This is a genomic window from Mesorhizobium sp. FG116 (assembly GCF_057809835.1).
Genome location: NZ_JBMDKS010000069.1, coordinates 1 through 4,973 on the forward strand (window position 1 = coordinate 1; position 4,973 = coordinate 4,973).

Sequence of the window (4,973 nt, forward strand, 5' to 3'; positions counted from 1 at the left end):
CATCCAGTGCGTAATTCTGCTGTATCCATATAAATAGGAGGAGGAATCAATGCATCCAGTTGTCAGATTGTGCTTTTCCACAATTGCTGCAAGCGCGTTATGCGTTTGTGCCGCAGGATCATTGTTCGCAAGAGACCTCACAGTGGTTTCATGGGGTGGCAATTTTCAGGATGCGCAACGCGAGATTTACTTCAAGCCGTTCTCCCAGAAAATCGGCAAGCCTGTGCTTGACGAGGCTTGGAGCGGTGGCATCGGGGTCATTCAGTCGAAAGTGAAAGCCGGATCACCGAACTGGGACGTCGTGCAGGTGGAGGCCGAGGAACTGGCGCTGGGCTGCACTGACGGACTCTACGAGAAGATCGATTGGGATAAGCTGGGCGGTAAAGACAAGTTTCTTCCGTCGGCGGTGAGCGATTGCGGAGTCGGCGCTACGGTGTGGTCGACGGCGATAGCTTATGATGGCGACAAGTTGAAAAACGGTCCGAAAACTTGGGCGGATTTCTGGGATGTCCAAAAATTCCCGGGGAAGCGCTCGTTGCGTAGGGGGCCAAAATACACGCTCGAGTTCGCACTGATGGCTGACGGCGTGCCCCCAGATCAGGTGTATGACGTGCTGGGAACTGATGAAGGTGTCGAGCGGGCCTTCAAAAAGCTGGACGAGTTGAAACCCAACATAGTCTGGTGGGAATCGGGTGCGCAGCCTCTGCAGTTCCTCGCCTCTGGCGAAGTCGTCATGACTTCGGCTTATAACGGCCGCATCACTGGCATTGATCGCACTGAGGGAAAAAATTTCAAGGTCGTCTTCCCTGGTAGCATCTATGCCGTAGATAGCTGGGTAGTTCTAAAGGGCGCAGAAAATAAGGACGTTGCGCAAGATTTTATTAACTTCGCGAGTTCATCCGATAATCAAGCAAAGCTTCCAAAATATATCGCCTATGGCCCTACAAATAAGGAAGCTGCGGCCAAAGTGCCGCCAGAATTGGCCAAGGACTTGCCGACTGATCCAGCGAACCTGACGGGTGCTATCCCGCTCAACGTCGATTTCTGGATAGACAATGCGGAAACGCTGACCCAGCGCTTCAACGCTTGGCTGGCCCAATAGGGTCGTCCCGCGGTCGGGCATGCCGCCGTTCCGTACTGGCGGGGAGAGCTTTCATCCGCGTGGGGCTCTCTCGCCTGGCATTGGGGCGGTGCAGGTGCGTCCCTCCTCTTGCGAAAGGGAAGCGTCAGAGCAGCAGGGGGAATGTCCGACCGCGCGCCTTGTCCCCCGGTCTGCTTGCGCCTTGATGGAGTATTCAGTGGCCGAATTCATTCGATTTGACCGCATATCCAAATTCTACGGTTCGTTCTGTGTTGTCGCGAATCTCGACTTTGTGATCGAAAAAGGAGAATTCGTCAGTTTGCTCGGCCCTTCCGGTTCCGGAAAGACGACGATTCTGATGATGCTTGCAGGTTTCGAGCAGCCGACTTCCGGTGACATCCTGCTCGAGGGCACTGCGATCAACGCCGTTCCGACCTACAAACGGGACATGGGCATCGTGTTCCAGAGCTATGCCCTCTTTCCGCATATGTCGGTGGGCGACAATATCTCGTTTCCGCTTCAGATGCGCCGTTTCGGAAAGGCGGAGATTGTCGAGCGTGTTAAGCGCGCGCTTGACATGGTGCAGCTATCGGGTCTTGTCGACCGGCGCCCTTCCCAGCTTTCGGGCGGCCAGCAGCAGCGCGTTGCGCTCGCCCGTGCGCTGGTTTTCGAGCCGCGTGTTGTCCTGATGGATGAACCGCTCGGCGCACTCGACAAGCAACTGCGCGAGCAGATGCAGCTCGACATCCGGGACCTACATCGACGGCTCGGCCTGACCATCGTCTTCGTCACCCATGACCAGTCCGAAGCGCTCACAATTTCGGACCGTATCGCTGTCTTCAACAAGGGCAAGATCGAGCAGGTTGGCACCCCTCGGCAGGTCTATGACGAGCCCGCCACCCGCTTCGTGGCGGAGTTTATCGGCGAAACCAATCTGGTCCAAGGGGTGGTGGATGCGGTGGAGGGCAAGGAGGCGACCGTGCGTCTTCCTTCCGGCGCTTCCATCGTTTCCGCTATTTCCGGCTCGTTGGCATCCGGCCAGCAGGTCTTCGTTTCTATCCGACCGGAAAAGGTGGAGCTCAGCATCACCCGCGGCGAGGCTTGCAACGTCATCGAGACCGAGGTCCTTGACTCTTTGTACCAAGGCGACCATCTGCGGGTGCAACTGCGTGACACGAACCATCCGCTGATCGCCAAGCTCGGCCGCAGGTCAGCGGAGTTCTCGTCGGGCACAAAGGTCTACGCGGCGTTCTCGGCCGGCGACTGCCGGGTCATATTGCCATGAATGCAGATTCCTCTCGCGCAGGTCAGTCGTTACTTCTGCTGGCCCCGCTGTTGCTTTTTCTCTGCGTCTTCTTCGCCTGGCCACTTTTCAGCATGATGTCGCAGGCTGTGTCGGATCCCGCCGTACTGCGCCTTCTTCCGCGCAGCGCCAGGGTTCTCGCCGACTGGGACCGCAAATCGCCACCCACCATCCCGATGCAGGTTGCGTTGACGGAAGACCTGAAAGCCGTCACCGATGATCAGGCGCTGGGCGACATGGTGCGCCGGCTCAACAGTGCCCAATCGGGCTTCCGTACGCTCATGCCCAAGACGATGAGTGCGCTTGCCGATACCGCGAATCCCCCTCCCAATCTGATTTCGATCGACAAACGCTGGGATAGACCTGTCTTCTGGTTGGCGATCGCCGATTCGCTCTCGCCGTATACAGACCGCAACCTGCTTGCCGCCGTCGATCTTGGCCGCAATGCCGCAGGCAACATTGAGCATTTGCCGCCTGACCAATCCGTTAACCGGGTGATCCTCGTGCGAACCTTCTGGATCGGCGCGTTCGTCACCTTCACTTGCGCTTGCATCGGCTTTCCCTACGCGCTCATCGCCGCGTCGCTCATTGGCTGGAAGCGCGATCTGATGCTCGCTGCCGTACTCCTGCCGCTCTGGACGTCGCTTTTGGTCCGCACGGCTGCCTGGTTCATCCTGCTGCAGGAGCGGGGCCTCATCAACAACATGCTGCAGTGGCTCGGTCTGGTCTCGGCTCCACTTCCGCTGATCTTCAACCGCACTGGCGTCATCATCACCATGACCCATGTGCTGCTACCATTCATGGTGCTGCCGATCTACTCCGTGCTCATCACAATCCCGAAGAACCTTATGCCGGCGGCAGCTTCGCTCGGCGCGCCGCCGTGGCGGGCATTCCTGCGCGTTCTCATGCCGCTTAGCCTTCGCGGGGTCGCTTCTGGCGGTCTGCTCGTCTTCATCTCGGCCATCGGCTATTATATCACCCCGGCGCTAATCGGCGGGCCGGGGGACCAGATGATCTCCTCGATCATTGCCTTCTACGCGACAGGGACGGCCAACTGGGGCATGGCGGGAGCGCTCGGCGTCGTGCTGCTCGTCGCGACCCTTCTGCTCTACATCGTTTATGCGGGGCTCTCCGCCGACGGGCCAGGGAGGCGCTGACCGATGCCTATGAGGATCGCCCAATTCACCTTTGCATCGCTTACCATCCTTTTTCTCGTCGCCCCGCTATTCGCAATCCTTCCGCTCGCTTTCACGTCGAGCGTAATCCTTACCTATCCGATGCCATCCTGGTCGCTACGCTGGTTCCATGAACTCTTCTTCACTGATGCCTGGCAGCGGGCGATCATCAACAGCATCATCGTCGGTTCCGGCACGACGCTGCTCGCGACCGCGCTCGGCACCGCCGCGTCGCTCAGCCTGCGCAATCCCGGCCTGTTCATGCGCGGTGCGTTCCGCACACTCTTTCTCCTGCCGATGGTCGTCCCGGCGGTGGTCCTTGGCGTCGGGATGCAGGTCCTGCTCGCTCGGTTCGGGCTCACCAACAGCTATGCCGGTGTCATCATCGCTCACACGGTCGTGGCCGTTCCTTTCGTGGTCGTGAGCGTGACTTCTGCGCTTGCCGGAATCGACTATAGGGTGGAGCTTGCAGCCGAGAGTCTCGGGGCAGCGCCGGTCATCGTTTTCTGGCGCGTGACCCTGCCGCTGGCCTTGCACGGCATCCTGTCGGGGGCGGTACTTGCCTTCGCGACCTCGCTCGATGAAGTAGTTCTGACTCTTTTCGTTGCTGGACCAAATCAACGGACCTTGGCACGTCAGATGTTCTCAAGCATACGGGAGAACATCAGCCCTGCCATCGCCGCAGCGGCTTTCTTATTCATCGCCGCAACTGTCGTAATCGGAACTCTTTTTATGCTCTCGCGCGCTTTACTGAATAGGGCACGCTAATTACATACGCGTCCATGATTGCTCTCCTCGAAAGGTCGAGCAGCGAATTCGAACCGGGTGAAATCGATCCGGTTCAGGAGCGGAATTGACTGCGCCGATGACTGCCTCAGGGCGGGAGACCGAGCTACCACCCCCATGTGCGATGTTGAGAATGTAATCCTGAACGCTACGTGCGAGGCATCGGCGGCCACTCCCGGCGTTCGATATTCCGCCACCAAGTGCGATGTTCTGGAGACTCCGCTGTTTTAAGGCAGATCTGTTCGAGAGGATCAAGCGCGTGGCCCTGATGGAGCACCGCGAGCACTGCAGCGGGAAGGCTGTCTTCAACATTTGCAGTCACAGCTTCAAGATCTGCGTTGTGTGGCATGTCGCGCCGCGCCGCGATGGTTCCTCGCCACCCGCATTGCGCGCCAAGTGAGCGCGAGTGAAAAGAGAAAAGGCGGATGACCTTTTTGCCTGGATAGCGTTGGCCATGCCGATGCCTTGCATATTGTAACGTTATTGTCCTTCCACTAATCATAATATAGGCAAAATAAAATTCAAACATGCTGTAGCCATCTACACAATAATCTGCATATTGTTATCTGCGCACATCCAGTGCGTAATTCTGCTGTATCCATATAAATAGGAGGAGGAATCAATGCAT

Annotated in this window: 5 protein-coding genes; 4 read left to right on the forward strand and 1 reads right to left on the reverse strand. The window is 57.9% G+C overall.

Annotated elements, in window-relative coordinates; translation table 11 throughout:
* Positions 1-49: 49 nt before the first annotated feature.
* From ACODTY_RS23240 to ACODTY_RS23255, 4 genes are all read left to right on the forward strand, one after another.
* Positions 50-1,102, forward strand: coding sequence for an ABC transporter substrate-binding protein (locus ACODTY_RS23240; RefSeq protein WP_488996543.1), 1,053 nt, complete (start codon positions 50-52; stop codon positions 1,100-1,102).
* A 184-nt stretch (positions 1,103-1,286) separates the two neighbouring features.
* Positions 1,287-2,366 (forward strand): ABC transporter ATP-binding protein, encoded by a 1,080-nt coding sequence (locus tag ACODTY_RS23245; protein WP_488996544.1) that lies wholly within the window; start codon positions 1,287-1,289, stop codon positions 2,364-2,366.
* The gene (locus tag ACODTY_RS23250; RefSeq protein WP_488996545.1) at positions 2,363-3,541 is read left to right on the forward strand and encodes an ABC transporter permease; all 1,179 of its coding nucleotides are present in this window, start codon (positions 2,363-2,365) and stop codon (positions 3,539-3,541) included. The genes ACODTY_RS23245 and ACODTY_RS23250 overlap by 4 nt, the downstream gene beginning before the upstream one ends.
* Before the next feature lie 3 nt (positions 3,542-3,544).
* Positions 3,545-4,327 (forward strand): ABC transporter permease, encoded by a 783-nt coding sequence (locus tag ACODTY_RS23255; protein ID WP_488996546.1) that lies wholly within the window; start codon positions 3,545-3,547, stop codon positions 4,325-4,327.
* Positions 4,328-4,493: 166 nt separating this feature from the next.
* Here the strand turns inward: ACODTY_RS23255 and ACODTY_RS23260 are convergent, their stop codons facing one another.
* Positions 4,494-4,874, reverse strand: coding sequence for a hypothetical protein (locus ACODTY_RS23260; protein WP_488996547.1), 381 nt, complete (start codon positions 4,872-4,874; stop codon positions 4,494-4,496).
* Positions 4,875-4,973 lie beyond the last annotated feature (99 nt).